We start from the raw sequence: 26,052 nt of genomic DNA, 5'->3' as shown, positions 1-26,052 counted from the left end.
GGAAGTGGCCGGTTCCGGGGTGAGTTACCCGATTTGGGGGACGTCGGTTCTCGGCAGCTCGTCAGCAGCCGAGAAATTGACACTAGAACCGTGACAGTTTCACTGGCATGGTTAGCGCATGTACCCGGGAACGTGGGCTGAGAAGACACCTGACAAGCCGGCTCTGATCATGGCCGGCTCCGGCCGGACGCTGACCTACGGCGAGCTCGACGAGCGGAGCATCCGCCTTTCGCGGCACCTGCACGACGCGGGTCTGCGGCGTGGCGACGTCGTCGCGCTGCTGTCGGACAACACACCCGAGACCTACGAGGTCTACTGGGCCGCCCTGCGCTCGGGGCTCTACATCACCGCCGTCAACCACAACCTCGCTCCCGACGAGGCGGCCTACATCGTCGAGGACTGCGGCGCGCAGGCCCTGGTGGTCTCGGCAGCCAAGCGGGAGCTGGTCACCGCGATGGCCGACCGTCTCGCCGTCGAGCACCGGATCGCCTACGGCGGCGAGGTGCCGGGCTTCGCCGACTACGAGAGCGTGCTCGCCGCAGCCTCGCCCCAGCCGCTGCCCGAGCAGCCGCACGGAGACGACCTGCTCTACTCCTCGGGCACCACCGGGCGTCCCAAGGGCATCAAGTTGCCGCTTCCCGGCTACGCCGTCGACGAGCCGGGATATCCGTACGTGGCGATCTTCGGCGGGCTGTACCAGTTCGACGAGAGCACCGTCTATCTTTCGCCGGCGCCCGTTTACCACGCGGCGCCGTTGCGCTTCGGCGGTGTGGTGCATGCGCTCGGCGGCACGCTGGTGATGATGGAGAAGTTCGACCCCGAGGCCGCGCTCGCCGCGATCGAGCGGTTCCAGGTGACGCACACCCAGATGGTGCCCACCATGTTCGTGCGGATGCTCAAGCTCCCCGACGAGGTCCGCGCCCGCTACGACCTCTCCTCGCTGCGCTGCGTCGTCCATGCGGCGGCGCCCTGCCCGGTCGAGGTGAAGCAGCGGATGATCGACTGGATGGGCCCGATCATCTTCGAGTACTACGCCTCCACCGAGGCCAACGGCGCGACCATGATCGACTCGAACCAGTGGCTGACCCACCCTGGCTCGGTCGGCCTGCCCCTGCTGGGGATCGTGCACATCTGCGGTGACGACGGCACCGAGGTCGCCACCGGCAGCGTCGGCACCATCTACTTCGAGCGGGACGACGTTCCGTTCAGCTACCACAACGACCCGGTCAAGACCGCCAGCACCCAGCACCCCGCGCATCCGACCTGGACCACGGTCGGCGACCTCGGCTACGTGGACGACGAGGGCTACCTCTACCTGACCGACCGCAAGGCGTTCATGATCATCTCCGGTGGCGTGAACATCTACCCGCAGGAGATCGAGGACCTCTTCACCCTGCACCCCAGCGTGCTCGACATCGCGGTGATCGGCGTTCCGGACGACGAGATGGGGGAGCGGGTGGTCGGCTTCGTCCAGGTCGCGCCCGGCATCGAGGCCGGTCCGGCGCTCGCCGAGCAGCTCACCAGCTACGCGCGCGACCGTCTCGCTCACTTCAAGGTGCCGCGCGAGTTGCACTTCCTCGACGAGCTGCCGCGCACGCCCACCGGCAAGATGGTCAAGGGACGGCTGCGTGATCTCTATGCCGCGCTCTGAGGGCTACTTCGGGCCAGGATCGTTGCTGCGCCACGTCCAGGAGCATCGCGCCGTCGGCCAGACCTACGGCCAGCGGGCGTTGATCATCGGAGCCACCCATCCCGTTCCCTACGTCGGCACCAGCTCGTCGACGAACGCCAAGGAGCGCCCGTTCATGCGGCTCTCGGCGACGGCGGAGGCGTTCGAGTCGATCTTCTTCGGCGACCGCGCTGAGGCCGACAAGACCCTGGCGATGGTGCACAACATGCACACCAAGGTGCGCGGCTCCCTGGAGCGCGACGAGGGCATCCACCGGGCCGGAACCCCTTACGACGCCTTCGATCCCGAGCTGATGCTGTGGACGATGGGCGTCCTGGCCGACTCCTCCCGGGTCTGCTTCGAGGCCCTGGTCCGTCCGCTGACGCCGACCGAGCGCGAGGAGCTCTGGCAGGAGTGGATCCGCTTCGGCGAGCTCTTCGGCATGCCGCGCTCGGTTGCGCCGCCGACGGCGCGCGAGTTCCACTCCTGGCTCTACGGCCATCTGGCCGGTGATGCCTTCCACGTCACCGAGGAGGCGCGCGCGGTCGGCCGGGCGATCGCCTACGACATGCCGGTCCCGCTCGGGATGCGGGTCGGCGTCGCGGGCACCAACCACGTCGTCATCGGACTGCTCCCGGAGCGGGTCCGCCAGGCGTTCGGGATGGCGTGGTCGCCGGTCCATGAGGCGGCCTTCCGCAGCATCGCCGCCGGCGTCCGCGCCTCGCAGCGGGTCGTGCCGGACCGGGTCCGGCTCGGTCGCAACACCGACCTGTTCCGGATCGTCAGCGCCACCGAGCGCAAGATCATCGCGGCCGGTGGGCGGACCATGGAGCTTCCCGCGGCCTAGCCGAGCGGCTACGCCCCAGGGCTACTGTGGCGAGCATGGAATTCAGGTATCTCGGCAACAGTGGTCTCAAGATCTCGGAGATCACCTACGGAAACTGGCTCACCCACGGCTCGCAGGTGGAGAACGAGGTCGCCACGCAGTGCGTGCGCGCCGCGCTCGAGGTGGGCATCTCGACCTTCGACACCGCCGACGTCTACGCCAACACCGCCGCTGAGTCGGTGCTGGGCGAGGCCCTGGCCGGCGAGCGGCGTGAGTCGCTGGAGATCTTCACCAAGGTCTACTGGCCGACCGGGCCCAAGGGCAAGAACGACACCGGGCTCTCGCGCAAGCACATCATGGAGTCGATCAACGGCTCGTTGACCCGGCTCAAGACCGACTACGTCGACCTCTACCAGGCGCACCGCTACGACGTGGAGACGCCGCTGGAGGAGACGATGCAGGCGTTCGCCGATGTCGTCCGCCAAGGGAAGGCGCTCTACATCGGCGTCAGCGAGTGGACCGCCGACCAGATCCGGGCAGGCGCCGCGCTGGCCAAGGAGCTCGGCTTCCAGCTGATCTCCAGCCAGCCGCAGTACTCGATGCTGTGGCGGGTGATCGAGCCCGAGGTGGTGCCTGCCAGCGAGGAGCTCGGCCTCTCGCAGATCGTCTGGAGCCCGATGGCCCAGGGCGTGCTCAGCGGCAAGTACCTGCCGGGGCAGCCGCCGCCGGCGGGCTCGCGCGCCACCGACGAGAAGGGAGGCGCCGACATGATCTCGCGGTTCATGAAGGACGACGTGCTGAGTGCGGTGCAGGACCTGCGCCCGATCGCCGACGACGCCGGGCTGAGCATGGCGCAGCTCGCGATCGCGTGGGTGCTGCAGAACCCGAACGTGGCCTCGGCGCTGGTCGGTGCCTCGCGGCCCGAGCAGGTGCACGACAACGTCAAGGCGGCCGGCGTGCGGCTGGACGCGGAGATCATGCAGCGGATCGACGCCGCGCTCGGCGACCTGGTCGAGCGCGACCCCCGCAAGACCGACGCGCAGGTCCCCGCGACCCGCGCCGTCTGAGCCGAGCTAGAACGGCTGCACGAGGAGGGCCACCCCGGCACCGCCCATCCGGGTGAGCACCAGGGTGCCCTCCTCGTCGCCGCGCAGGGCGAGGCGCTTGCGCAGCTGCTCGGGCACGATGTCCACGCCGCGCTTCTTGATCGCCAGCCTGCCGATGCCGCGCTCGCGCAGAGCGGCCTTGAGCTGCTTCTCCCGGTACGGCAGCTGCTCGATCACCCGGTAGCTCTTGGCGTACGGGGTGCTGAACGCGGAGTCCGAGGTCACCCAGGCGATGTGCTCGTCGATCAGCCCGCCGCCGACCCCGGCCGCGACCGCGGTGACCAGACCCGCGCGGATCACCGCACCGTCCGGCTCGTAGACGAACTCGCCCAGCGCGCGCACCGGGCGCGGCTCGCCCTGGTAGGGATCGTCCTCCTCGGTCAGCGTCGCCAGCCCGCCTGCAGCGATCACGGTGGCCCGCCGCCGGGCGCTGGCGAGGCGCCCGGACCACAGTGCGGCCTCCTTGACGTCGCCGTTCTCGCTGACCCACTCGGCCTCGACATCGTCGGGGATCAGGTCGTGGTCGATGCCCGGCGCCACCTTGACCACGCCGTCGCGCTGCAACAGGGTCTGCACGAAGCTCCAGGACGGGGTCCAGCCCTCGACGTCGAAGACCCGGCCCCGGTCGCTGCGCCGCGCGGGGTCGGCGAAGGTGGCGTCGAAGGCGGCGAGGTCGAGCGTGGTGCCGTCGGCCACGGCGACGGCACCACCGAGCTCGAGGGCGGCCAGGTTGGCGCGGGCGATCTCGACCCGAACCGGGTCCAGATCGACGCCGACCACCGTCAGTCCGGCCCGAGCGAAGGCGATCAGGTCGCCGCCGATGCCGCAGCCCAGGTCGATCACGCTGCGCGGGCCGGCCAGGGCGAGCCGCCGGGCTCGGTGCTCGGCGACCCGCAACCGGGTCGACTGCTCCAGGGCATCGGGGGTGAAGTAGAGCCGAACGGCGTCGGCACCGAACTTCGGCACCGCGGCCACCCGGAGCCGGACCTGGGTCAGCGCGGCGGCCGCGCGATCGGCGTCTGGCTCCACCTTGCGCACCGCCGCCGCGGTGCGGATCGGATCGCCCTCGTGGTCCGCGTAGGCCTCCGCCGCGGTGGTCAGCAGCCGCTGGCCGTCGTCGGTGAGCAGCCAGGCGAAGGTGGGGGCGTCCATGCCGAGATTGTCGCAGGGTTGAAGTGAGGCCCGGTGGGGGAGGAAGCCCCCGTGACGAATCAGAGTGCGCGGGCCGTCGACCCGCAGCGGCGGCGGATCCGGCGGATCAACGCGTTCGTGGTGCTCGCCCTGCTGGTGGGAGCGGTGACGATCTGGCTCGTCCAGCGCGACGACGCGTTGGACCCCGGCGCCATCACCGAGTCGGCGTCCGATGTGCGGTTCGCGCGTGAGGCGGCCTTTCCGACGCCGGGTGGCATGGTCCGGGTCCGCGTCTCCGCGCCGCGTGAGGAGGTGGAGCCGGCCGAGTACGGCCAGGATGCCCCACGGGTTCGCCGCGGCGACCGGTTCGTCGGCATCGACGTCGTGGCCAACCTCGATCCCGGCGCCGACGTCGGGCTCGCCCTGGTCAGTGACGGCGAGCGCTACCCGCTCGACGCGGACCGCGAGGACGCCTTCTGGGTGGTGGTCGACGGCGAGGGAACGGCGCTGGCCGTGGAGCTCGCCTACGACGGCGCCGAGCAGCGGGTCGACCTCGACTCCGGCGAGCGCGACGCCGGATTGGCCGGCGACCTGGAGGAGAGGTATCGCAGCACCTCCTCGTGCACGGTCACCGCCACGAACCCGGCCGGCGTCGAGAAGCCGATCCAGCAGTGGTGCCCGGACCTGTTCGCGACGGCCTCGACCTGGAACGAGTCGGGCGGCTGGGTGGACGGTGCCGACGAGCGCTGGGTCAGCGTCTTCGCCTCCCCGCTGCGGCCGTTGAACCTGATCGGTCGCTGGGAGAGCCTCGACGTCCGCGATGGCGCGCAGGTGCTCGTCGACGGCGAGCCGGCCGAGCAACAGAGGCTGGGGCCGGTGGCCCTGGTTCCGCAGCGGCCGCGTGTGGTCGAGCTGCGCTATCGAGCGGAGATGTACCGGAGCCGAGACTGGACGATCACGGTGCGCATGGAGCTCGAGGAGGTGGCGCGATGAGGCGGCGGATCGTGATCGGCTCGGTGGTGATCGCCGTGGTGCTGGCCGGGGTCGGCCTGTGGTGGCTCCAGCGCCCCGAGGAGCCGCGCGCCGACGTCGGCTGGGTGCTGGTCGGCGCGGAGCAGGGCGACGACGCCTTCTCCGAGGAGATCCGCCTGCCGTGGGCGGAGGCGACCGTCTCGGTCGGCGCTCCGCAGCAGGCGATCGGCAGCGCCGACGACCGGCTCCGGGCGCCCGAGGACGGCTCCTTGGTGCGGGTCTCGCTGGAGTTAGGCGACGCGCTGTCCCGGCCGCTGCGTCGCGACGTGCCGCTGAGCGCACCGAGCGTCGAGCTGGTGGTGGGGGAGCGCAGCTACCCGCTGGCGGGTCTGGCTGAGGGTGCCGTGCTCGGCGGCGACTCCTATCTGATGACCTCGTTCAGTCGCACCGTCGCCGTTGCGGGCAGCGACCCGGACGTCGCGGTGCGGATCACGCTGGCCGGGGAGAGCATGACGGTGAGCGCCGACGGCGTCGACGCGGGACGCTTCGCCGAGCTGGCGTCGCTGCCCGCGTTGGGCGACGAGGACGGCACCGCTCTCGACTGTGGGGAGCCTCGGCTGCCGCCCGGCGTCAGCTCGCCGCGGGACGAGCCCTGGCTCAACGGCAGGTGCTCGGCCGGACTGAGCGTGCGCACGCCGTTCGTCGACGGCGTCGGCTGGGCCGCGGAGGGGAGTGAGTGGATGATCGTCGACCTGACCGTCGACGTGCCGTTCGAGCTGCGCAAGGACGGCGTCGGGGTGCGCTACAGCGAGGATGCGCGCGACTCGCTCACCTTGCTGGCGGCCCATGACAACGACGAGCTCCGGGTCGTTCCGCTCGACGAGGGGCCGTGGCGCGCGGGGTATCTCGACTCGTTCGCGGTCGAGGTGCCACGCGGTGAGGGCGCCCAGCTGCAGGCACAGGTGCGCACCGTGTCGAGCCGCGCCGAGAGCACCTACCGCGACGCCGGCGGCATGCGCTACACCTGGAACCTCACGTTGGGCGAGCCGGCAGACGAGTGACGATCTGAGCGTCGCCCTGGCACTCGCTGGGGGTGAGTGCTAACGTCTGTTCTGGCACTCTCCCCGTGAGGGTGCCAGTGCTTGCGAAGAGTGCGACCCCCGCGACGGCGTACCCCCAGCAAGCTCAGACGTCGGCGGGGCTGACCCGTCATCACAGATTCATCCCGAACAAGAAAGTGGAGGTTGACTGTGTCGGTCAACATCAAGCCTCTCGAGGACCGCATCGTCGTCAAGCCCCTCGAGGCCGAGCAGACCACCGCCTCTGGCCTGGTCATCCCGGACACCGCGAAGGAGAAGCCCCAGGAGGGCGAGGTCGTCGCCACCGGTCCCGGTCGCATCGATGACAACGGCAACCGCGTCCCGCTGGACGTTGCCGTGGGCGACAAGGTCATCTACAGCAAGTACGGCGGCACCGAGGTCAAGTACGCGGGCAGCGAGTTCCTGATCCTGTCCGCCCGCGACGTTCTCGCGATCGTTTCCTGACGCACCTGGCATGCCCGGCTGGCGGTCCTCCGCCGGCCGGGCGCCAGGCACGTCAGGTCTTGTGCATTTAAGGAGAAGCAATGCCGAAGATCCTGGAGTTCGACGAGAACGCTCGTCGCTCGCTGGAGCGGGGCGTCGACGCACTGGCCAACGCGGTCAAGGTGACCCTCGGTCCCAAGGGCCGCTACGTCGTCCTCGACAAGAAGTGGGGCGCCCCCACCATCACCAACGACGGTGTCACCGTCGCCCGTGAGGTGGAGCTGGACGACCCGTTCGAGAACCTCGGTGCGCAGCTGACCAAGGAAGTCGCCACCAAGACCAACGACGTCGCCGGCGACGGCACCACGACCGCCACCGTGCTGGCCCAGGCGATGGTCCACCAGGGCCTGCGCGCCGTGGCCGCCGGCGCCAACCCGATGGGCATCAAGCGCGGCATGGACGCCGCTGCCGAGGCCGTCGGCAACGCGCTGCGCGAGGCTGCCCGCGAGGTCGAGTCGAAGGACGACATGGCCAATGTGGCCACCATCTCGAGCCGTGACGCGCACATCGGCGCGCTGCTGGCCGAGGCCTTCGACAAGGTGGGCAAGGACGGTGTGATCACCGTCGAGGAGTCCAACACCATGGGCACCGAGCTCGAGTTCACCGAGGGCATGCAGTTCGACAAGGGCTACAACTCGGCCTACTTCGTGACCGACCCGGAGCGCATGGAGGCCGTCCTCGACGACCCCTACATCCTCCTGGTGCAGGGCAAGATCTCGGCCGTCGCCGAGGTGCTGCCGGTCCTGGAGAAGGTCATGAAGAGCGGCAAGCCGCTCTTCATCCTGGCCGAGGACGTCGAGGGCGAGGCGCTCTCGACCCTGGTCGTGAACAAGATCCGCGGCACCTTCACCTCTGTTGCCGTCAAGGCTCCCGCGTTCGGTGACCGCCGCAAGGCGATCATGCAGGACATCGCGATCCTGACCGGCGGCCAGGTGATCTCCGCCGAGATCGGTCTCAAGCTCGACCAGGTCGGTCTCGAGGTGCTGGGCCGTGCCCGGCGCGTCGTAGTCACCAAGGACAACACCACCATCGTCGACGGCGCGGGCGACGCGGCGCAGGTCGAGGGCCGGGTTGCCCAGATCAAGGCCGAGATCGAGAACACCGACTCCGACTGGGACCGCGAGAAGCTGCAGGAGCGCCTGGCCAAGCTGGCCGGTGGCGTCTGCGTGATCAAGGTCGGCGCCGCCACCGAGGTGGAGCTCAAGGAGAAGAAGCACCGCATCGAGGACGCCGTCTCCGCGACCCGCGCTGCCATCGAAGAGGGCATCGTGGCCGGCGGTGGCTCCGCGCTGATCCACGCCGTCTCGGTGCTCGAGGGCGACCTCGGCCTGAGCGGTGACGAGGCAGTGGGCGTTCGCGTGGTCCGCAAGGCCGCCGACGAGCCGCTGCGCTGGATCGCCGAGAACGGTGGCGAGAACGGCTACGTCATCACCACCAAGGTGCGCGAGCTTGGCGTCGGCCAGGGCTACAACGCCGCCACCGGCGAGTACGGCGACCTGGTCGCCCAGGGCGTCCTCGACCCGGTCAAGGTGACCCGCTCCGCGCTGGTCAACGCCACCTCGATCGCGGCGATGCTGCTCACCACCGAGACCCTCGTGGTGGACAAGCCGGAAGAGGAAGACCCCGAGGCCGCAGCCGGTCACGGTCACGGTCACGGACACGGCCACTGAGCACCGTTCCGTCATCAGCACCCGACCCGTCCGGGGCCCTGCGCCCCGGGCGGGTCGGCCTGTTTCTCGTGCTGGTGGCGAGCCTGAGCATGCTCGGGCCGTTCAGCATCGACACCGCCTTCCCGGCGTTCGCCCAGATGCGTGGCGAGTTCGAGGTGGGCAGTGCCGAGATGCAGTGGGTGGTCAGCGCCTACCTGATCTCCTTCGCGTTGATGAGCCCGTTCCACGGTCCGCTCTCCGACGCGGTGGGACGCAAGCCGGTGATGATCTGGGGCGTCGGCATCTACGCCGTCGCCTCGGTGGGCTGCGCCCTGTCGGTCTCCCTGCCGATGCTGCTGGTCTTCCGGGTGCTGCAGGGCTTGGCCGCAGGCGGCGGCGTGATCGTCAGTCGTACGCTGATCCGCGACGTCTTCGAGGGGGCCGAGGCGCAGCGACTGATGAGCATCACCGTGATGATCTTCGGCGTGGCCCCGGCATTGGCGCCGATCGCCGGCGGCTGGCTGCTCCAGCTCGGCCCGTGGCCGGTGGTCTTCTGGTTCCTGGCCGCCGTCGGCCTGGCGCTCAGCCTCAGCGTGGCGCTCTGGCTGCCTGAGACCCATCCCGCGGAGCGCCGGATCCCGTTCCGCTTCACTGCCATGCTGCGCGGTCTCACCGTCCCGGCGCGCGACCTCACCTTCCACCGGGTGGTCTGGTCGGCAGCGCTCTCCTTCGGCGGGCAGTTCCTCTACATCGGTGCGGCGGCGATCTTCGTCGTCGACCTGCTCGGCAAGGGCGAGCTCGACTTCTGGATCTTCTTCGTGCCGATGATCGGTGGCATGGTGCTCGGCTCGCTGGTCAGCACCCGGTCCGCGGGCCGGGTCAGCGGACGGCGGCTGATCACCTGGGGTCTGGTTGCGGCGGCGGTGGGCGCGGTGGTCAACATCGTGCTGGCTGTCGGCCCCACCGCGGCCGTGCTGCCGTGGGCGGTGATCGGCCCGGCGCTGATCGCCTTCGGCTCCGGCACCGCCTATCCGTCGCAGCAGCTCGCGCTGCTCGACCTCTTCCCGCAGGCGCGGGGGAGCGCGGTCTCGCTGTTCAGCTTCTGCACGCTGACCCTCAACGCGATCACTGCCTCGTTCTTGGCACCACACGTCACCGACACCGTGCTGCATCTGGCGATCGCGGCTGCGGTGATGGTCTTCGCCGGCCTTGCGCTCTGGCTGTGGCACCTGCGTGCGGTGCCCGCGGAGCCCGCCCTCGAGCCTGCCGGCTGAGCGTTCGGAGGTCGGTGGGGCTCAGGCCCCGCCGACCTCGGCGAGCACCCGCTGAGCCGCATCGCCGTCCAGGGTGACGGCGACGAAGAGCCGGGCGCTGCGCCGGGTCATCTCGGCTGCGCTCACCTCAGGGTGACCGAGCCACCAGACCACCAGCGTGTCGAAGACGCTCGCCCACACCGCGGCCAGCGCCTCGGCGTCGAGCGGGTCGGCGTTGCCGGCCGCGGCGAGCATCTCGGCGACGCCCTCGGCGGCACGCTCGGTGAGCCGTGCGGTGTAGCGCGCGACGATCGCGTCGAGCTCCTGGCTCGCGGGCCGGGTGGTGTCGAAGAAGAGGCGCCAGATCCACCGGCGCTCCTCCAGCACCTCGAAGATGCCCTCCAGGGTGACCAGTGCCCGGGCAAGGCCGACCTGGCCGGCCTCGGCGGTGCGGTCGATGTCGTCGGCGATCAGGTCTCCGGCGAAGCGCAGGCAGGAGGCGAAGAGGCCCTCCTTGGAGCCGAAGTAGTTGTAGATGAGCGGCTTGGAGATCCCGGCAGCCGCGGCGACGTCGGCCATCGAGACGGCGACGTACCCGGCCTCGCCGAAGGCGCGGCAGGCCAGCGAGAGGATCTCGGTCTCCCGGGCCGCGCGCGGCATGCCCTTGGACCCTGCCCGAGGGCGCGGAGAGCTCATGCGCGCACCCTATCCAACCCATATGAACGCGTGGTAACTTACCCAAGAGTCATATAGGAGGAAGCATGCTCGAGGAGTTGCTCGACCCGGCGAAGAACCCGATCGCCTACGCGGTTCCGTTCTTCGTGCTCACCATCGTGCTCGAGCTCGCCGCGCTCAAGTGGCTCGATCACGACGACAATGTCACCGGCTATCACCTCAAGGACGCGCGGACCAGCATCCTGATGGGGGTGGGCTCGCTCTTCTTCTCGACGGCGTTCAAGGTCGGCAGCTTCGTGGTCTTCAGCGCCGCCTACTTCTGGTGGGCGCCGTGGCACCTCGACGTCTCGGCCTGGTGGTACTGGCCGGCGCTGTTGCTGGTGCTGGACCTCTCCTTCTATGCCAGCCACCGCTTCGTGCATCGGGTCAACGTGGGCTGGGCCGCGCATCAGGCCCACCACTCCAGCGAGTACATGAACTTCGCGACCGCGCTGCGGCAGAAGTGGAACCCCTGGTTCGAGCTGATCTTCTGGATGCCCCTGCCGCTGCTCGGCTTCGCGCCGTGGACCATCTACGTCGCGTTCTCCTTCAATCTGATCTACCAGTTCTTCGTGCACACCGAGACCATCGATCGTCTCCCGCGACCGATCGAGTTCCTCTTCAACACGCCCTCGCACCACCGCGTGCACCACGGCTCCGATCCGGAGTACCTGGATCGCAACTACGCCGGCATGCTGATCATCTGGGACCGGATGTTCGGCACCTTCACCGCCGAGCGGCAACGCCCGCGCTACGGCCTCACCAAGCCGGTGGACACCTACAACCTGCTCAAGCTGGAGTACGGCGAGTACGTGCAGATCGGTCGCCAGGTGCGCTCCGCGCGCAGCTGGCGCGAGCGGGCCGGCTACCTGTTCGGGCCCCCGGGATGGCAGCCGCGCGACGTCGTCGCCGACCAGCCGGTCGCGGTGCGATCTTCACAGACCTGAAACATCGCCGAACCTCGGTGGCAACGCTGCCCCGTCAGGCTGGAGGCACCAAGCCGCCCACCTGCTGAGGAGAGGCCCATGTTGTGGAGAGTGCGCACCACCCTGCCCGACCAGCCCGGCGCGCTGGCGAACCTGGCCACCACCTGTGGCACGGCCGGCGTGAACATCCTGGCGATGCAGATCTTCCCGGGCATCGACGCCGTGACCGACGAATTCGTACTGCGTACCGCCGACGGCTGGAGTGAGGCGAACGTGGTCGCGCTGGTGGAGCGCTCGGGGGGCGCCGCCACCAGCTGCCTGCCCTGTTCGGAACAAGCGCTGGTCGACCAGCCCGCGCGGCATGTGCGGGCGGCCCGTGCGGTGCTCGCGCAGCCCGCGGCGTTCCCGGACACGGTGGCCAAGCTGCTCGATGCCGAGGCGGAGCCGACGCCGGACGGCATCGGCGCCGAGATGGACGTGATGGAGCTCGCGGTGGGCGAGGTGACCGTGCAGATCTGGCGGGCCGCACCGTTCACCCTGACCGAGCATGCCCGTGGCGCGGAGATGGCGGCCCTGGTCGCCGAGGTGCTCGAGCGCGGGCGGCTCGGCTCGCCCGGCCTGGCGCCGACGCCGGGGCGGCGGCTCAGCCCTGCGGACGCGCCGGAGTTCGTGGTCGAGGAGACCGCGGTGATGGCGACGGTCAACGGGACCGTCGTCGGACTCGCCGCGCTCGGGGTCGCCGATCTCGCGCCGGGGGTGCGGGAGAGCACCTTGCGCGTCGACCCGGCGTGGCGCCGTCGGGGGATCGGCACCCGGCTGCTGGTCGAGATGGCCAAGGTGGCCGCCGCGCTCGGGCTCGACGACATCAGTCTGCGCACCAGTGCGGACAACCAGGCCGTGCTGCCGATGGTGCTCTCGGCGGGGCTGCGGGCCCGGATCAAGATGTCCGCGGACCTGCTGACCGTCCAGGTTCCTGTGCGCCAGCTCACAGCTCCACGCTGATGCAGGAAGGTTGGTGATCGACCACTAGAATGGGCGAGGTGGAGATCCCTGAGAAGTTCGCGTCCCTCGGCCTGACCTACGACGACGTCCTGCTGCTGCCGGGCGAATCGGATCTCGCACCGGATGAGATCGACACCACCACCCGGCTGACCCGGGAGATCTCCATCAAGGTTCCGCTGCTCAGTGCGGCGATGGACACCGTCACCGAGTCGCGGATGGCGATCGCGATGGCACGCCAGGGCGGCATCGGCGTGCTGCACCGCAACCTCTCCATCGACGACCAGGCGTACCAGGTCGACCTCGTCAAGCGCACCCAGACCGGCATCATCTCCAACCCGGTGGTGATCGGCCCGGACGCGACGCTGGAGGACCTCGACCGGATCTGCGGCGAGTACCGGGTCTCCGGCCTGCCCGTGGTCGACCCGGCCAACAAGCTGATCGGCATCATCACCAACCGCGACCTGCGCTTCACCCCGGTCGCGGACTGGGCCACCACCAAGGTCTCCGAGATGATGACGCCGATGCCGCTGATCACCGGCCCGACCGGGATCGACCGCGACGACGCCACCGCGCTGCTGCGTGCGCACAAGCGTGAGCGGCTGCCGCTGATCGACCCGGACGGCACCCTGACCGGCCTGATCACGGTCAAGGACTTCGTCAAGGGCGAGCAGTTCCCCAACGCGTCCTACGACGGCGACGGCCGGCTCATGGTCGGTGCCGCGATCGGCTACTTCGGCGACGCCTGGGAGCGCGCCGGCCGGCTGATCGAGGCGGGCGTCGACGTGCTCGTCGCCGACACCGCCCACGGTCACGTGCACCTCCTGCTGGACATGGTCCGGCGGCTCAAGACCGACCCCGCCACCAAGCACGTCCAGGTGATCGGCGGCAACGTGGCGACCAAGGCGGGCGCCCAGGCGTTCGTGGACGCCGGCGCGGACGCGATCAAGGTCGGCGTCGGCCCGGGCTCGATCTGCACCACCCGCATCGTCACCGGTGTCGGCGTGCCGCAGGTGACCGCTGTCTACGAGGCGTCCCTGGCAGCCAAGGCGGCCGGTGTCCCGGTGATCGCCGACGGCGGCATGAAGCACTCCGGCGAGATCGCCAAGGCGCTCGTCGCCGGTGCGGACTCGGTGATGCTGGGCTCGCTGCTGGCCGGTTGCGAGGAGTCGCCCGGCGACCTCGTCTTCGTCAACGGCAAGCAGTTCAAGGCCTACCGCGGGATGGGATCGCTCGGCGCGATGAGCAGCCGTGGCAAGAAGTCCTACTCCAAGGACCGCTACTTCCAGGCCGAGGTCACCAGCGACGAGGAGCTCGTGCCCGAAGGCATCGAGGGCCAGGTCGCCTACCGCGGTCCGCTCGGCGCGGTCGCCCACCAGCTGATCGGCGGCCTGCACCAGTCGATGTTCTACGTCGGCGCGCGCACCATCGGCGAGCTGCAGGAGAACGGCAAGTTCGTCCGGATCACCTCGGCCTCGCTCAAGGAGAGCCACCCGCACGGCGTCCAGATGACCGTCGAGGCCCCCAACTACTCCGGCAACTAGCCGAGGGCGAGGGACATGCGCTGGTGCTCGACGCCGGCGTCGTCGAACGGCTCGCCGAGTGCCGTGAAGCCGTAGCGCGCGTAGAGGCTCTGCAGGTGGCTCTGCGCCTCGAGCGTGATCGTGCTGCCCGGCCAGGTGCGGCGGGCGTGGCGCAGCGCCTCGGCGACCAAGGCGTCGCCGAGCCCGCGTCCGCGCGCGATCGGTGCGATCACCACCCGGCCCAGGTGGATGTCGTCGTCGACGAGGCCCGGGCCCAGCAGCCGGGCGTAGGCCAGCAGGTCCTCGCCCTGGATGCCGCGCAGGTGGCAGGCGGACGGCGAGAGGTCGAGCCCGTCGACGTCCTGGTACGGGCTCTGCTGTTCGGCGACGAAGACGGCGCTCCGCAGCAGCAGGAACTGGTGCAGCTGCTCCACGCTCACCTGGTCGCCGGGCGTGAGCAGCCACTGGTGCGAGGTCTGGGTCGACACCCGTCCACTGTGTCACGTCGACGATCCCTCCGTTCACGATCGGCTCGCCCGAATCGGCGTCGGCCTCCGACGCCGATAGGATCGGGGCGTGACTGACATCGAGATCGGCCGAGCCAAGCGCGCCCGCCGCGCCTACTCCTTCGACGACATCGCGATCGTCCCGTCGCGGCGCACCCGCGACCCGGAGGAGGTCAGCACCGCCTGGCAGATCGACGCCTACCGCTTCGAGATCCCGGTGGTCGCGGCCCCGATGGACTCGGTCATGTCACCCGAGACCGCGATCGCCCTGGGCCGCCTCGGTGGCCTCGGCGTGCTCGACCTCGAAGGCCTCTGGACCCGCTACGAGAACCCCGAGCCGCTGCTGGCCGAGGTGGCCGACCTGCAGGGCGTCGCCGCGACCCAGCGGATGCAGGAGATCTACGCCGAGCCGGTCAAGGCCGAGCTGATCGGTGAGCGGCTGCGCCAGATGCGGGAGGCCGGTGTCACCGTGGCCGGCTCGCTCTCGCCGCAGCGCACCAAGGAGTTCGCCAAGACCGTCGTCGACGCCGGCGTCGACATGTTCGTGATCCGTGGCACCACGGTCTCCGCCGAGCACGTCTCCAGCCAGGCCGAGCCGCTGAACCTCAAGGAGTTCATCTACGAGCTCGACGTCCCGGTGATCGTCGGTGGCTGTGCCACCTACCAGGCGGCGCTGCACCTGATGCGCACCGGCGCGGCCGGCGTCCTGGTCGGCTTCGGCGGCGGCGCGGCGCACACCACCCGCACCGTGCTCGGCGTCGCGGTGCCGATGGCCTCCGCGGTCGCCGACGTCGCTGCGGCCCGTCGCGACTACCTCGACGAGTCGGGCGGCCGGTACGTGCACGTGATCGCGGACGGCTCGATCGGCAAGTCCGGCGACTTCGCCAAGGCGATCGCCTGCGGCGCCGACGCGGTGATGGTCGGCTCTCCGCTGGCACGCGCCGACGAGGCGCCCGGTCGCGGCTTCCACTGGGGCGCGGAGGCGTGGCACAGCAAGCTGCCGCGCGGCCAGCGCGTGGAGTTCGGCACCATCGGCTCGATGGAGGAGATCCTCTTCGGCCCGTCCCGTGTCGCCGACGGCACGATGAACCTGATCGGCGCACTGCGCCGCTCGATGGCCACCACCGGCTACACGGAGCTCAAGGAGTTCCAGCGGGTCGGCGTCGTCGTCCACTGATGCGGATCGCGGTCGGGCAGGGCGCAGCGCTGGCGGGCGATCTCGCCGCCAACGCAGCGACCGCTGCCCGGCTCGCCACCGCGGCGGCCGACCAGGGTGCCGAGCTGCTGGTGCTGCCCGAGGCGTTCCTGACCGGCTACTGCCGCGCGGCCTTCGAGGCGACGCCGCCGACGCCTGCGGAGGCAGCTTCGGCGCTGACGCCGGTGCGCCGGGTGGCCCGCGAGCACGCGATCAGCGTGGTGCTCTCCACTCCGCTGCTGCGCGGCGAGGCCCGCACCCTCTCCTCGATGGTGGTGCGTCCCGACGGCGAGGTGAGCGCGCCGTACGACAAGCAGCACCTCACCGGCTACGAGCACGACTTCTTCACCGCCGGTGACCACGGTGCCTCGCTCACCTTCGGCGACGTCGAGGCGGGGCTGGCGATCTGCTACGACTCGTCGTTCCCCGAGCATGCGCGGGCCGCGGCCCTCGACGGTGCCGGGCTCTACCTGATCTCGGCCGCGTTCTTCCCTGGCGGTGCGCACCGCCGTGACCTGTATGCCGCCTCACGCGCCCTCGACAACGGGATGTACGTGGCCTTCTCCGGGCTCACCGGTCGCTGCGGCGACGAGCAGTTCATCGGCGGCTCGGCGATCTACGACCCCGAGGGCCGCACGCTCGCCCGGCTCGACACCGAGGACGGCGTCGCGGTGGCCGACGTCGACGTCGCCGTGGTGGCCGCCACGCGTGAGGCGCATCCGATGCTGCGCGACCGTCGTGAAGATCTCGGCCCCCGGGTGCGTTGATCCGGCCGGTGATGGCCAGCGGCCTGCAAGACTGAGGCCATGAACGCCAGCGGTGACTCCCTGCGGGATCGTTCCGGCGCGCTGAGCCCCGCCTCGCGCGCGCACGCACTCGATGCGCTGGCCGCGGCCGGAGCCGCGGGCGGCGAGCTGGACGTGCTCGTGGTCGGTGGCGGGGTGGTCGGCGCCGGCACCGCGCTGGACGCAGTCACCCGCGGTCTGTCCACCGGCCTGATCGAGCAGCGCGACCTCGCCTCGGGCACCTCGAGCCGCAGCAGCAAGCTGATCCACGGCGGCCTGCGGTACCTGGAGATGTTCGACTTCGGTCTGGTCCGCGAGGCGCTGACCGAGCGCGGCCTGCTGCTCACCCGGCTCGCCCCGCACCTGGTCACGCCGGTCCCGTTCCTCTACCCGCTGCACAACAGCTGGGAGCGGCCCTATGTCGGCGCCGGCCTGGCGCTCTACGACACGATGGCCCACACCGGGCGCTATGACGCCGGCCTGCCGCGGCACAAGCACCTGTGGCGGCGCCAGGTCGCACGGATCGCGCCTGACCTGCGCACCGACGACCTCAGCGGGGCGATCCGCTACTACGACGCCCAGGTGGACGACGCACGACTGGTGCTCACCATCGCGCGCACCGCGGCGCGCTACGGGGCACACGTCGCGACCCGGACCCGGGTGGTGGGCTTCCTGCGCGAGGGGGAGCGGGTGGTCGGCGTCCGGGCCCGCGACCTGGAGAGCGGCGTCGAGTTCGAGGTCCGCGCGCGGGTGGTGGTCAACGCGGCCGGGGTCTGGACCGACGACATCCAGGAGCTGGTCGGCGGTCGTGGCGCGCTCAACGTCCAAGCCAGCAAGGGGATCCACCTCGTCGTCCCGCGCGACCGGATCCGCTCCGAGTGCGGCTTCATCACCCGCACCGACACCTCGGTGCTCTTCGTGATCCCGTGGGGCCGGCACTGGATCATCGGGACCACCGACACCGCCTGGGAGTTCGACAAGGCGCACCCGGCGGCGTCCCGCGCCGACATCGACTACGTGCTCAGCCACGTCAACACGATCCTGCGCGAGCCGTTGGAGGCCGACGACGTCGAGGGCGTCTACGCCGGCCTGCGCCCGTTGCTGCGCGGCGAGTCGGAGCCGACCTCGAAGATCTCGCGCGAGCACACCGTGGTGACGCCGGTGCCCGGGCTGGTGATGATCGCCGGCGGCAAGCTGACCACCTACCGGGTGATGGCCGCCGACGCCGTCGATGCCGCCGCCCACTCGCTCGGGACGACGACCGATGCGGTGGTCCGCTCCTCGATCACCGACCGGATCCCGCTGCTGGGTGCCGACGGGTATGCGGCCCGGGCCAACCAGCGCGTCGAGCTGGCGCGCCGGGCTCGGCTGCACGTGAGCCGGATCGACCATCTGCTCTCCCGCTACGGATCGCTGGTCGACGACCTGGTCGATCTGCTGCTGCTCCGTCCCGAGCTGGCCGCTGCGCTGCCCGGCGCCGACGACTACCTGGCGGCCGAGGTGGTCTATGCGGTCACCCATGAGGGTGCCCAGCATCTGGACGACGTGTTGGTCCGGCGCACCCGGATCTCGATCGAGACCTTCGACCGGGGAGTGGATGCGGCGGGCCCGGTGGCCAGGCTGATGGCCGCCGAGCTGGGCTGGGACGACGCTCGGGTGGCCGACGAGGTCGACCACTACCTGCGCCGGGTCGAGGCCGAGCGGCAGAGCCAGGCCAAGGCGACCGACCAGGAGGCCGATGAGGCGCGGGTGCGGCCCCGGCATCCCGCCTGAGGCCCCTTGACAAAAAGTTCTCAGATGTCAAGGCCGCCAACACCTACCGCCGGGTAGCCCGGTCGCCTAGGCTCGACCCATGAGCCAGCAGACGCCGAACCCCGGCCCCCTCGTCGGTGGCCCGAACGACCCCGAGCACGACCCGGCCGCGACGTACGCGCTGGGCCGCGACCTCACCGCCCGGCTCACCGGGCGGATCCTGTCGACCTCGGGCGAGGCGGTGCTCTCGCACTCGCCGTGCAACGGGCAGCCGCTGGCCCACATCCCGCAGTCCAGCGACGCCGACGTCGAGGAGGCGTTCAAGCGCGCCCGCCGGGCGCAGGCCGCCTGGGCCCGGACCTCGCTGGACGTCCGCGCGGAGCTGATGCTGCGCCTGCACGACATCGTGCTCGACCGCGCCGAGGAGATCTGCGACCTCACCGTCTGGGAGTCCGGCAAGGCGCGCAAGGAGGCCTATCTTGAGGCCTACCACGTGGCACTGACCGCGCGTTACTACGCGCGCACGGCCCACAAGCACCTCGACCCCGAGCGTCGCTCCGGCGTGATGCCGCTGGCCACCCGGATCGACGTCAACCGGGTGCCCAAGGGCGTCGTCGGCATCATCTCGCCGTGGAACTACCCGTTCACGATGGCGCTCTGCGACGGCCTCCCCGCGCTGATGGCGGGCAACGCCGTGGTCAGCAAGCCGGACAGCCAGACCATGCTGACCGCCCTGCTGGGCATGGAGATGCTCGACCAGGCCGGCTTCCCGAAGGATCTGTGGACCGTCGTCGCGGGCCCCGGCTCCCGGGTCGGCACCGGGATCATCGAGCGCGCCGACTACGTCTGCTTCACCGGCTCCACGGCGACCGGCAAGCGGGTCGCCGCGGGCTGCGCCGATCGGCTGATCGGCTGCTCGCTGGAGCTCGGCGGCAAGAACCCGATCCTGGTGCTGCGCGACGCCAGCATCGAGAAGGCGGCGGAGGGCGCCACCCGGGCCGCGTTCTCCAACGGGGGGCAGCTCTGCGTCTCCACCGAGCGGATGTTCGTGGCCGACGAGATCTACGACCAGTTCGTGGATCGCTTCGTCGCCCGCACCGAGGCGCTGACCCTCGGCGTCGGCCAGGACTGGGCGATCGACATGGGCTCGCTGATCTCCGCCGACCAGCTCGCCACCGTGCAGGCACACGTCGAGGACGCCGTCGCCAAGGGCGCACGGGTGCTCGCCGGCGGCCGGCACCGCCCCGACCTCGGTCCGTTCTTCTACGAGCCGACCATCCTCGAGGGCGTCAGCTCCGACATGGTCTGCCACGGCAACGAGACCTTCGGCCCGGTGATCTCGCTCTACCGGTTCACGAGCGAGACCGAGGCGATCGCGGCGGCGAACGAGGGCAACTACGGCCTCAACGCCTCGATCTGGACCCAGGACGGCAAGCGCGGCCGGGCGATCGCGCGCGAGATCAAGTGCGGCACGGTCAACGTCAACGAGGCCTACGGCGCCACCTTCGCCAGCCTCGACGCGCCGATGGGCGGCATGCGCGAGTCCGGCACCGGCCGTCGTCAGGGGCCTGAGGGCATCCACCGCTACACCGAGGTGCAGGCGGTCGGCACCCAGCGCGGCTGGGGCTTCCGTCCGGTTCCGGGCATGTCCAACGAGACGTTCAGCAAGGTGCTCACCGCGAGCGCGCGGATGTTCAAGAAGCTGGGGCGCGCATGACGGCGTCGCACCACTATGACGTCGTCATCATCGGCTCGGGGTTCGGCGGTTCGGTCTCTGCACTGCGGCTGACCGAGAAGGGGTACAAGGTCGCCGTCCTGGAGGCCGGTGCCCGCTTCGCCGACGACGACTTCCCGGCCACCTCGTTCGACACCAAGCGGTTCCTGTTCCGTCCGGAGATCGGTTGCTATGGCATCCAGCGCATCGACATGGTCAAGGACTGCCTGATCCTCGCCGGAGCCGGCGTGGGTGGTGGCTCGCTGGTCTATGCCAACACGCTCTACGAGCCGCTCGACGCCTTCTACCGCGACAAGTCGTGGGCGCACATCACCGACTGGAAGGCGGAGCTGGCGCCGTACTACGACCAGGCGAAGCGGATGCTCGGCGTGGTCGAGTACCCACGGCACACGCCGTCGGATGCGGTGATGCGCCAGGTCGCCGAGGAGATGGGCGTCGGCGACACCTTCCACCCGACCCCGGTCGGCGTCTTCTTCGGCGGGCCGGGGGCGGAGCCTGCCGAGCAGGTCGGCGACCCGTTCTTCGGCGGCGCCGGACCGGACCGCAACCCGTGTCGCAACTGCGGCGAGTGCATGACGGGGTGCCGGCACAACGCCAAGAACACGCTGGTCAAGAACTACCTGTACCTGGCCGAGCAGGCCGGTGCCGAGGTGCACCCACTGACCACCGTCACCCGGGTCCGGCCGCGGCCCGACGGCGGCTACCGGATCGACACCCGCTGGACGAAGGCGAAGCTGAGCCGCCGCAGCGCGGTGAAGACCTTCACCGCCGACCAGGTGATCTTCGCGGCAGCTGCGATCGGCACCCAGAAGCTGCTGCACCAGTTGAAGGCGGACGGCGACCTGCCGGGCATCTCGGACCGGCTCGGGGTGCTCACCCGCACCAACTCCGAGGCGATCCTGGGCGCGATCTCGCCGCGCGACGACGTCGACTACACCGAGGGCGTCGCGATCACCTCCTCGTGGCACCCGGACGAGGTGACCCACATCGAGCCGGTGCGCTACGGCAAGGGCAGCAACCTGATGTCGCTGTTGCAGACGGTGCTGACCGACGGCGACGGCGACCGGCCGCGCTGGCAGACCTGGCTCAAGCAGATGTGGGCGGAGAAGGCGAACGTCGCCAAGCTCTACGACATGAAGCACTGGTCGGAGCGGACCGTGATCGCGCTGGTGATGCAGACGCTCGACAACTCGATCACCACGGTCCGCAAGACCGGTCCGTTCGGCATCTCCTGGCTCTCCTCGCGCCAGGGGCATGGGGCGCCCAACCCGAGCTGGATCCCGGTCGCCAACGACGCGGTGCGCAAGATGGCCGACGTGATGGGCGGCGGCACCGCCGGTGGCAGCATCGGCGACCCGTTCAACGTGCCGCTCACCGCCCACTTCATCGGCGGCTGCACGATCGGCGACTCGCCGGCCAGTGGCGTCGTCGACCCGTACCAGCGGGTCTACGGGCACCCGGGTCTGCACATCGCCGACGGCTCGGCGATCTCGGCCAACCTCGGCGTGAACCCGTCGCTGACGATCACCGCGCAGGCGGAGCGGGCGATGGCGTTCTGGCCGAACAAGGGCGAGGTCGACCCGCGTCCCGGGCTGGGGGAGCGGTACGCCTCGATCGAGCCGGTGGCGCCGAAGCAGCCGGTGGTTCCGGACGCCGCGCCCGCCGCGTTGCGGCTTCCGATCGTCGGGGTGAGCTGAGCAGGACGGGGCCCGCCGGAAAAGTTCCGGCGTATCGGTCGGATTTCGGCGTAACCCCGGTGGGGGAGCCTCGTTGTCTCATCGGGTCCGACAGTCATGCTCCCTCCCACGTCGGGCCCCGCGTCCTAGCTCCTGTCCATCAGAAGCGTGGACAATCAGGGCCCGACCACCCTCCCTCCCCGGTCGGGCCCTGATCGTTTTCTCAAGCGGGTTGCCGACGTCGGGGATGCGGCGCTCGGCGGATAGACTCAGATCTCGCTACGCCGTCCGTCGAAAGGCACCAGAGAAATGACCGCAGGGTCGGACCACGACCTCGTCCTCGTCGTCGACTTCGGCGCGCAGTACGCCCAGCTGATTGCGCGTCGCGTGCGTGAGGCTCGGGTCTACTCCGAGCTCGTCCCGCACACGATGCCGGTCGCCGAGATGCTGGCGCGCAAGCCGAAGGCGATCATCCTGTCCGGTGGCCCGTCGTCGGTCTACGCGGAGGGCGCCCCGAGCATCGACTCCGGCATCTTCACCGCAGGCGTTCCGGTCTTCGGCATGTGCTACGGCTTCCAGCTGATGGCCAACGGCCTGGGCGGCGAGGTCGCCGCCACCGGTGCCCGTGAGTACGGCCGGACGGCCGTCACGGTGGCCGAGCCCGGCACCCTGCTGGCCGGCATCCCGGCGGAGCACAACGTCTGGATGTCGCACGGCGACTCGGTCGTCGCGGCTCCCGAGGGCTTCACCGTGCTGGCCTCCACCGAGATCGTGCCGGTCGCGGCGTTCGAGAACGTCGAGGCGAAGCTGGCCGGCGTGCAGTGGCACCCTGAGGTGATGCACTCCGAGAACGGCCAGCGGGTGCTCGAGCACTTCCTGTGGAACATCGCCGGCTGCCGCAAGACCTGGACCATGGCGAACCTGGTCGAGGAGCAGGTCGCGGCGATCAAGGAGCAGATCGGCGACGGCCAGGCGATCTGTGCGCTCTCCGGTGGTGTCGACTCCGCGGTGGCTGCGGCGCTCGTGCAGCGCGCGATCGGCGATCGTCTCACCTGTGTCTACGTCGACCACGGCATGATGCGCCAGGGCGAGACCGAGCAGGTCCGCAACGACTTCGAGGCCGTCTTCGACACCCTCGACGTGGTGGACGCCTCCGAGCAATTCCTCGGCAAGCTGGCCGGGGTCACCGACCCGGAGACCAAGCGCAAGATCATCGGTCACGAGTTCATCAACACCTTCGACGAGGCGCAGGTCCGGGTCTTCGGCGAGCTTCCGGCCGGGGCCACCGCGTTCCTGGTGCAGGGCACCCTCTACCCGGACGTCGTCGAGTCCGGCGGCGGTGCGGGCACCTCCAACATCAAGTCGCACCACAACGTGGGTGGGCTGCCCGACGACATGAACATGGAGCTCGTCGAGCCGCTGCGCGCGCTGTTCAAGGACGAGGTCCGCGCGGTGGGCGAGCAGCTCGGCCTGCCCGAGCGGATGGTCTGGCGCCAGCCGTTCCCGGGCCCCGGCCTGGGCATCCGGATCATCGGTGCGGTGACCCGCGAGCGTCTCGACATCGTGCGTCACGCCGACGCGATCGCGCGCGAGGAGATGACTGCGGCCGGGCTGGACCGCGACATCTGGCAGATGCCGGTCGTGCTGCTTGCCGACGTCCGCTCGGTGGGCGTGCAGGGCGACGGCCGCACCTACGGTCACCCGATCGTGCTGCGTCCGGTCACCTCTGAGGACGCGATGACCGCCGACTGGGCGCGCCTGCCGTACGAGGTCCTGGAGAAGATCTCCACCCGGATCACCAACGAGGTCGCCGACGTCAACCGGGTGACGGTCGACATCACCTCGAAGCCCCCGGGCACCATCGAGTGGGAGTGATCCCACGCTGAGCGTCGCGACGCCCCTGTCTCCGGTCACGGAGGCGGGGGCGTCGTCGTCGGGGGATGCTTCGGCGCGCCACTGCCTCCGGGGACCCGTGTGGTTCCGGATGAGGCGGCGGGTGGGGCGCTCAGAGGGCTCTGACACAGCGACTGCGGTCGAGCCTGACCGCTTTTGGCGACGTGACCGTGCGGCGCTGCGGCTAGGGTGCGGGCATGGTCCGTTCCCTCTTCTTCGACGCCGACGGGGTGTTGCAGCGGGTGCCGGACGGGTGGCATGCGGCCGCAGCCCCGTTGTTGGGGGCGCACGCCGAGGAGTTCCTGGAAGCGGTCTGGCGTGAGGAGCGGACGGCGCTGCTCGGCGAGGAGCCGATGCTGGAGGTGATCAGCCGGGTTCTGGAGGGCCTCGGGCTGGTCGCCGACCCGCTCGCCCTGTTCGTGGGGCTCTGGCAGCGCGTCGAGGTCGACGCCGAGGTGGCGTCGCTGATCGCGGAGCTGCGGGCCGAGGGGTTCCGCTGCTTCCTGGCGACCAACCAGAACCCCGAGCGGATGGACTATCTGCTCGACGGCCTGGGGTACCGCGAGCTGTTCGACGGATTCGCCTGCTCCTGCACGTTGGGCGCGATCAAGCCGCAGCCGGAGTTCTTCGCCCGGGCGCAGGCGCTTGCCGGGGTGGGGGCGGAGCAGGCGCTGCTGATCGACGACTCGCGGATCAATGTCGCGGCCGCGCTGGAGGAGGGCTGGACCGCGATCTGCTGGAACAACCGGGAGCCGCTGGCACGCCTGCGCGCCGAGTTGGCGCGCGTCGGTTGAGTGCGCGTCAGTCGAGCTGGATCGTGCCGAGCGCGGTGACGAGCCAGGTGTGGCCGTGCTTGTTGGTCCAGGTGTAGGTGCCGTCTCGGTTGCGGACGTAGCGCCAGCCGGCGAAGGTCTTGGCCAGGTGGTGCCGGCGGCACAGCGGCGCGAGGTTCTCGGGGTTCGTCTGGCCCGGTGGGCCGGTCTCCTGGTACGGGTTGATGTGGTCGAGGTCCGCGTCTGCGGATGATCGGGTGCAGTGGGGGAAGACGCAATGCTGATCGCGTTCCTTGACGAGCTCGACCATCCACTGGGGTGGGTCGTGGCGGTCGACGGAGCCAGTGCGGTTCAGGTCGATGACCGGGTTGATCGAGGCGATGGAGCCGTGGCGTTGGAGCCAGTCGGTGAGTTGTTCGATGAGGATGGGGCCGAGGCGGTCGGTGTCGGCGAGGGTGAGGTCGTCGGTGGAGAAGAGGTCGGCCAGGGTGGTGTGCACGAACAAGCGCACCCCTCGGCCCTTGCGGCCCCGCTGTGTCGCAGGCTCGCTTGCCGCACCGCTGGTGTCACCGGCAGCCTCGTAGTCCAGCGTGCCCTGCTGCTCCGCGATGCTCCCCAAGGCCTTGGCCTTGCGCTGGCCCAACGTGTCGGCGTCACCCGCGCGCTTCAACTTCTCCGCCTCGTCACAGACGAGGTCGTGGAACCGCGCCAGATCCAGCGAGTCACCGACCACGTCCAGCGTGGAGGTGCCCGAGGCCGTGCCATCAGGCCCGTAGCGGTGCTCAAGCCGCACGTCCCAGTCGGCCTTGGTGAGCGGGCCGTTCTTGTCGCGGACCAGCTCAGGGTGGAACTTCGCGACCGCCATCGCCAGGGTGCGTTCGATGGTGGGCCAGCCGTAGCGTTCGCCGTCCGCGAGGGTTTGGTCGAACCAGGCGGCCGCCTGCCGGGAGAGCTTGCGGGTCAGTTCAGCAACGCGCCGGGCATTCCAACCGGGGACTTCCAGCAGTTCGACCTGTGCCCACAACAGCGGCAGCCGGTGGTGCAGATCCAACGCGTCCGCCAGCAACGAGAGCGCCGCGTACCGGGAGAGGCCCGAAGCCGCCGCGAACTCCTCAGCAGCGAACGCCGCCACCGCCGGGGTGCCCTCCCCGCCGAGGAAGTCGTCCAGATCCAAGGATGCGAACGCGGCGTCGTCACACCACGAAGCCGACGAACCGCCGTCCACGACGGGGTTGAGCACGCACCACTGATGCGCCAACCGCAACTGCCGTCGCGTCGCCTTCAACACCCGGACCCGGTCCTCCGAGATCACCGCAAGCAAGCACCCCGCGTCGAGGTCCGTGACCTCATACGGGGTGTGCGCGGCGTCGATCTCGATCATGGAAC

At 70.2% G+C, this 26,052-nt stretch carries 22 protein-coding genes; 18 read left to right on the top strand and 4 right to left on the bottom strand.

The window, feature by feature from the left end:
• The first annotated feature begins 118 nt into the window (after window positions 1-118).
• From ABD151_RS13555 to ABD151_RS13545, 3 genes are read left to right on the top strand one after another with little or no spacing between them, the layout of a single operon-like run.
• The gene (locus tag ABD151_RS13555; RefSeq protein ID WP_343995225.1) at window positions 119-1,651 is read left to right on the top strand and encodes an acyl-CoA synthetase; all 1,533 of its coding nucleotides are present in this window, start codon (window positions 119-121) and stop codon (window positions 1,649-1,651) included.
• Window positions 1,638-2,516, top strand: coding sequence for an oxygenase MpaB family protein (locus ABD151_RS13550; RefSeq protein ID WP_343995223.1), 879 nt, complete (start codon window positions 1,638-1,640; stop codon window positions 2,514-2,516). The genes ABD151_RS13555 and ABD151_RS13550 overlap by 14 nt, the downstream gene beginning before the upstream one ends.
• Before the next feature lie 35 nt (window positions 2,517-2,551).
• Entirely contained in the window at window positions 2,552-3,562 is a 1,011-nt protein-coding gene (locus ABD151_RS13545; protein ID WP_343995221.1) for an aldo/keto reductase family protein, read from the top strand.
• 6 nt (window positions 3,563-3,568) lie between these two features.
• Here ABD151_RS13545 and ABD151_RS13540 read toward each other — a convergent pair whose 3' ends face one another.
• The gene (locus tag ABD151_RS13540) at window positions 3,569-4,753 is read right to left on the bottom strand and encodes a class I SAM-dependent methyltransferase (protein WP_343995219.1); all 1,185 of its coding nucleotides are present in this window, start codon (window positions 4,751-4,753) and stop codon (window positions 3,569-3,571) included.
• Between the two features lie 51 nt (window positions 4,754-4,804).
• On the opposite strand from ABD151_RS13540, the gene ABD151_RS13535 reads away from it, so the two are divergent.
• The 5 genes from ABD151_RS13535 (at window position 4,805) to ABD151_RS13515 (ending at window position 10,210) form a co-directional block, all read left to right on the top strand.
• Window positions 4,805-5,725 carry a hypothetical protein gene (locus ABD151_RS13535; protein WP_343995217.1) on the top strand — a complete coding sequence of 307 codons (921 nt, stop codon included), beginning with the start codon at window positions 4,805-4,807 and terminating at the stop codon, window positions 5,723-5,725.
• Window positions 5,722-6,765, top strand: coding sequence for a hypothetical protein (locus tag ABD151_RS13530; protein ID WP_343995216.1), 1,044 nt, complete (start codon window positions 5,722-5,724; stop codon window positions 6,763-6,765). Before ABD151_RS13535 ends, ABD151_RS13530 begins: the two co-directional genes overlap by 4 nt.
• Before the next feature lie 189 nt (window positions 6,766-6,954).
• Complete coding sequence (gene groES, locus ABD151_RS13525) at window positions 6,955-7,248, top strand: co-chaperone GroES (protein ID WP_343995214.1); 294 nt, start codon at window positions 6,955-6,957, stop codon at window positions 7,246-7,248.
• 80 nt (window positions 7,249-7,328) lie between these two features.
• Window positions 7,329-8,957, top strand: coding sequence for a chaperonin GroEL (groL, locus tag ABD151_RS13520; protein ID WP_343995212.1), 1,629 nt, complete (start codon window positions 7,329-7,331; stop codon window positions 8,955-8,957).
• 74 nt (window positions 8,958-9,031) lie between these two features.
• Entirely contained in the window at window positions 9,032-10,210 is a 1,179-nt protein-coding gene (locus ABD151_RS13515) for a multidrug effflux MFS transporter (RefSeq protein ID WP_343995210.1), read from the top strand.
• Between the two features lie 21 nt (window positions 10,211-10,231).
• Here ABD151_RS13515 and ABD151_RS13510 read toward each other — a convergent pair whose 3' ends face one another.
• A complete protein-coding gene (locus ABD151_RS13510; protein WP_343995208.1) occupies window positions 10,232-10,885 on the bottom strand; it encodes a TetR/AcrR family transcriptional regulator in 654 nt (217 codons plus the stop codon).
• A gap of 65 nt (window positions 10,886-10,950) precedes the next feature.
• On the opposite strand from ABD151_RS13510, the gene ABD151_RS13505 reads away from it, so the two are divergent.
• From ABD151_RS13505 to guaB, 3 genes are all read left to right on the top strand, one after another.
• Window positions 10,951-11,850, top strand: a complete 900-nt coding sequence (locus ABD151_RS13505; protein ID WP_343995206.1) for a sterol desaturase family protein — start codon at window positions 10,951-10,953, stop codon at window positions 11,848-11,850.
• 78 nt (window positions 11,851-11,928) lie between these two features.
• Window positions 11,929-12,831: a GNAT family N-acetyltransferase gene (locus tag ABD151_RS13500; RefSeq protein ID WP_343995204.1), complete on the top strand. Its 903-nt coding sequence runs from the start codon at window positions 11,929-11,931 to the stop codon at window positions 12,829-12,831.
• A gap of 38 nt (window positions 12,832-12,869) precedes the next feature.
• Complete coding sequence (guaB, locus tag ABD151_RS13495) at window positions 12,870-14,372, top strand: IMP dehydrogenase (RefSeq protein WP_415629950.1); 1,503 nt, start codon at window positions 12,870-12,872, stop codon at window positions 14,370-14,372.
• Here guaB and ABD151_RS13490 read toward each other — a convergent pair.
• Window positions 14,369-14,839, bottom strand: coding sequence for a GNAT family N-acetyltransferase (locus ABD151_RS13490; protein WP_343995200.1), 471 nt, complete (start codon window positions 14,837-14,839; stop codon window positions 14,369-14,371). The genes guaB and ABD151_RS13490 overlap by 4 nt on opposite strands.
• Before the next feature lie 88 nt (window positions 14,840-14,927).
• On the opposite strand from ABD151_RS13490, the gene ABD151_RS13485 reads away from it, so the two are divergent.
• The 7 genes from ABD151_RS13485 (at window position 14,928) to ABD151_RS13455 (ending at window position 24,687) form a co-directional block, all read left to right on the top strand.
• Window positions 14,928-16,034 carry a GuaB3 family IMP dehydrogenase-related protein gene (locus tag ABD151_RS13485; protein ID WP_343995198.1) on the top strand — a complete coding sequence of 369 codons (1,107 nt, stop codon included), beginning with the start codon at window positions 14,928-14,930 and terminating at the stop codon, window positions 16,032-16,034.
• Complete coding sequence (locus tag ABD151_RS13480) at window positions 16,034-16,819, top strand: carbon-nitrogen hydrolase family protein (protein ID WP_343995196.1); 786 nt, start codon at window positions 16,034-16,036, stop codon at window positions 16,817-16,819. Before ABD151_RS13485 ends, ABD151_RS13480 begins: the two co-directional genes overlap by 1 nt.
• 39 nt (window positions 16,820-16,858) lie before the next feature.
• Complete coding sequence (locus ABD151_RS13475) at window positions 16,859-18,610, top strand: glycerol-3-phosphate dehydrogenase/oxidase (RefSeq protein ID WP_343995194.1); 1,752 nt, start codon at window positions 16,859-16,861, stop codon at window positions 18,608-18,610.
• Between the two features lie 79 nt (window positions 18,611-18,689).
• A complete protein-coding gene (locus ABD151_RS13470; RefSeq protein WP_343995192.1) occupies window positions 18,690-20,306 on the top strand; it encodes a succinic semialdehyde dehydrogenase in 1,617 nt (538 codons plus the stop codon).
• The gene (locus ABD151_RS13465; protein ID WP_343995190.1) at window positions 20,303-22,021 is read left to right on the top strand and encodes a GMC oxidoreductase; all 1,719 of its coding nucleotides are present in this window, start codon (window positions 20,303-20,305) and stop codon (window positions 22,019-22,021) included. Before ABD151_RS13470 ends, ABD151_RS13465 begins: the two co-directional genes overlap by 4 nt.
• A 288-nt stretch (window positions 22,022-22,309) precedes the next feature.
• The gene (gene guaA, locus ABD151_RS13460) at window positions 22,310-23,875 is read left to right on the top strand and encodes a glutamine-hydrolyzing GMP synthase (RefSeq protein ID WP_343995188.1); all 1,566 of its coding nucleotides are present in this window, start codon (window positions 22,310-22,312) and stop codon (window positions 23,873-23,875) included.
• Between the two features lie 215 nt (window positions 23,876-24,090).
• Window positions 24,091-24,687 carry an HAD family hydrolase gene (locus ABD151_RS13455; RefSeq protein WP_343995186.1) on the top strand — a complete coding sequence of 199 codons (597 nt, stop codon included), beginning with the start codon at window positions 24,091-24,093 and terminating at the stop codon, window positions 24,685-24,687.
• Between the two features lie 7 nt (window positions 24,688-24,694).
• Here ABD151_RS13455 and ABD151_RS13450 read toward each other — a convergent pair whose 3' ends face one another.
• Window positions 24,695-26,047 (bottom strand): HNH endonuclease signature motif containing protein, encoded by a 1,353-nt coding sequence (locus tag ABD151_RS13450; RefSeq protein ID WP_343995184.1) that lies wholly within the window; start codon window positions 26,045-26,047, stop codon window positions 24,695-24,697.
• Between the last annotated feature and the right edge of the window lie 5 nt (window positions 26,048-26,052).

Origin of the sequence: Nocardioides dubius (assembly GCF_039528155.1) — a bacterium.
In the GTDB taxonomy this organism is placed as follows: domain Bacteria; phylum Actinomycetota; class Actinomycetes; order Propionibacteriales; family Nocardioidaceae; genus Nocardioides; species Nocardioides dubius.
Note: the sequence above shows the minus strand (reverse complement) of the source record. Positions and strands in the feature narration are given on the sequence as shown.

What these genes read in the sequence shown, in the direction of transcription:
- ABD151_RS13555 (WP_343995225.1), top strand. Translation starts at nt 119, where the DNA reads ATGTACCCGGGAACGTGGGCTGAGAAGACACCTGACAAGCCGGCTCTG.
- ABD151_RS13550 (WP_343995223.1), top strand. Translation starts at nt 1,638, where the DNA reads ATGCCGCGCTCTGAGGGCTACTTCGGGCCAGGATCGTTGCTGCGCCAC.
- ABD151_RS13545 (WP_343995221.1), top strand. Translation starts at nt 2,552, where the DNA reads ATGGAATTCAGGTATCTCGGCAACAGTGGTCTCAAGATCTCGGAGATC.
- ABD151_RS13540 (WP_343995219.1), bottom strand. Translation starts at nt 4,753, where the DNA reads ATGGACGCCCCCACCTTCGCCTGGCTGCTCACCGACGACGGCCAGCGG.
- ABD151_RS13530 (WP_343995216.1), top strand. Translation starts at nt 5,722, where the DNA reads ATGAGGCGGCGGATCGTGATCGGCTCGGTGGTGATCGCCGTGGTGCTG.
- groL (WP_343995212.1), top strand. Translation starts at nt 7,329, where the DNA reads ATGCCGAAGATCCTGGAGTTCGACGAGAACGCTCGTCGCTCGCTGGAG.
- ABD151_RS13510 (WP_343995208.1), bottom strand. Translation starts at nt 10,885, where the DNA reads ATGAGCTCTCCGCGCCCTCGGGCAGGGTCCAAGGGCATGCCGCGCGCG.
- ABD151_RS13505 (WP_343995206.1), top strand. Translation starts at nt 10,951, where the DNA reads ATGCTCGAGGAGTTGCTCGACCCGGCGAAGAACCCGATCGCCTACGCG.
- ABD151_RS13500 (WP_343995204.1), top strand. Translation starts at nt 11,929, where the DNA reads ATGTTGTGGAGAGTGCGCACCACCCTGCCCGACCAGCCCGGCGCGCTG.
- ABD151_RS13480 (WP_343995196.1), top strand. Translation starts at nt 16,034, where the DNA reads ATGCGGATCGCGGTCGGGCAGGGCGCAGCGCTGGCGGGCGATCTCGCC.
- ABD151_RS13475 (WP_343995194.1), top strand. Translation starts at nt 16,859, where the DNA reads ATGAACGCCAGCGGTGACTCCCTGCGGGATCGTTCCGGCGCGCTGAGC.
- ABD151_RS13470 (WP_343995192.1), top strand. Translation starts at nt 18,690, where the DNA reads ATGAGCCAGCAGACGCCGAACCCCGGCCCCCTCGTCGGTGGCCCGAAC.
- ABD151_RS13465 (WP_343995190.1), top strand. Translation starts at nt 20,303, where the DNA reads ATGACGGCGTCGCACCACTATGACGTCGTCATCATCGGCTCGGGGTTC.
- guaA (WP_343995188.1), top strand. Translation starts at nt 22,310, where the DNA reads ATGACCGCAGGGTCGGACCACGACCTCGTCCTCGTCGTCGACTTCGGC.
- ABD151_RS13455 (WP_343995186.1), top strand. Translation starts at nt 24,091, where the DNA reads ATGGTCCGTTCCCTCTTCTTCGACGCCGACGGGGTGTTGCAGCGGGTG.
- ABD151_RS13450 (WP_343995184.1), bottom strand. Translation starts at nt 26,047, where the DNA reads ATGATCGAGATCGACGCCGCGCACACCCCGTATGAGGTCACGGACCTC.